This is a genomic window from Streptomyces cavernae, assembly GCF_004023625.1.
Taxonomy (GTDB): Bacteria; Actinomycetota; Actinomycetes; order Streptomycetales; family Streptomycetaceae; genus Streptomyces; species Streptomyces cavernae.
This window is the reverse complement of sequence record NZ_RPDJ01000119.1, coordinates 1-1,433: the sequence shown is the minus strand read 5'-3', so window position 1 is coordinate 1,433 and position 1,433 is coordinate 1. Positions and strand designations below refer to the sequence as shown.

Genomic DNA, 1,433 nt, shown 5'->3' with positions numbered 1-1,433 from the left:
CAATGCCGTTGTTTGAGGAGTCAAGCGGTGCCGTGACCGGTCGGTGTTCTGCTCGTTGGATGGGTCATGCATCCGTGGGTGGGGTTGTCTGATGATGTGCGGCTGGGGGTGCTCACCGAGTGGGTGACGCCGGAGTTGGTGGATGAGGTGCTGGGCGTGTGTGGCCGGGGCGGGGTGAAGCCGGGTGCCTTGTCGCCGAGGTTCATGGTCTACTTCACGCTCGCGCTGGCGCTGTTCGCGCAGGACTCGTACGACGATGTCGCGGAGAACCTGGTCGGGACACTGGAGGGGATGCATGAGACGGTCCCTAACCGGGCCTCGTTCACCCGGGCCCGGCAGAGGCTGGGGCCGGAGGTCCTGGAGTCGCTGTTCGCCCGCGTCCGCGGGGCTGTGGGGCCGGAGGGTCTGAGCGGGTCGTTCTGGCGCGGGATGCGGCTGGCCGCGGTGGACGGGTTCGTACTGGATGCGCCGGACAGCCTGGCCAACCGGGCGTTCTTCGGTGGGCCGACCGACGCCCGTGGAGCCGCGGCGGGGTTTCCGCAGGTCCGGGTGGTGACACTGACGGAGACCGGCACGCACGCCTCGATCGACGCCCGCATCGGCGGTTTCAACGGCGGCGAGCGGGAGCTGGCGATACAGATGGCCGGTTCGGCGGCAGGCATGCTGGTCATCATGGACCGGGGCTTCCCGGGAGTGGAGTTGTGGAAGGCGTTCACATCCGCGGGGGCGCATCTGCTACTGCGGGCCCGGTCGACGGTCGCGTCCCGGCCGGTCGAGGTACTGCCGGACGGGAGCTATCTGGGGCGGATGAGCCTGGCCGGTCAACGGGCCTCGCACCCGGGCGGGGTGACGGTGCGGGTGATCGAGTACCAGGTCGACGGCGGCGAGGTGATCAGACTTCTCACCGATCTGATCGATGTCGAGGCCTACCCCGCCGCAGAGTTGGCGGCCCTGTACCACGAGCGCTGGGAGGCCGAGTCTGCATACCGCCAGCTCAAGACGTTCCAGCGCGGCCCCGCACAGGTGCTGCGCTCGACGGCCCCGGCCCTGGTGCGCCAGGAAGTCTGGGCGCATCTCGTGGTCCACCACTGCCTGAACCGGATCATCATGAGGGTCGCCGGCGGCGAGCGGATCGATCCGGACCGGATCTCCTTCGTGAAGATCCTCAAGCACGTCCGGCGCAGTGTGGTCAAGCAGACCAAGGACGCGGTGTTGGCCATCGGCTCGTTCCTGGCGATGCTGGAGACCAAGGTCCGCCGCAAACTCGACAGCGGTCCCCGCCGCAGCCGTTGTGCACCGCGGGTCCTCAAGCGCCCGGACTCAAAGTACTCGCCGTCGGTCAAGAAACGGCAGCACGGACCCACCCGCCGGGTCCCGGCCAAGGTCATCACCTTGAAACCGGTGATGCTTCACTAACTCAAACAACGGCATTG

Annotated in this window: 1 protein-coding gene; it reads left to right on the top strand. The window is 67.8% G+C overall.

Annotation, left to right across the window (positions count from 1 at the left end; all coding sequences use genetic code 11):
* Nucleotides 1-78 precede the first annotated feature (78 nt).
* A complete protein-coding gene (locus EF387_RS46420; protein ID WP_162467367.1) occupies nucleotides 79-1,416 on the top strand; it encodes an IS4 family transposase in 1,338 nt (445 codons plus the stop codon).
* Nucleotides 1,417-1,433: the final 17 nt, after the last annotated feature.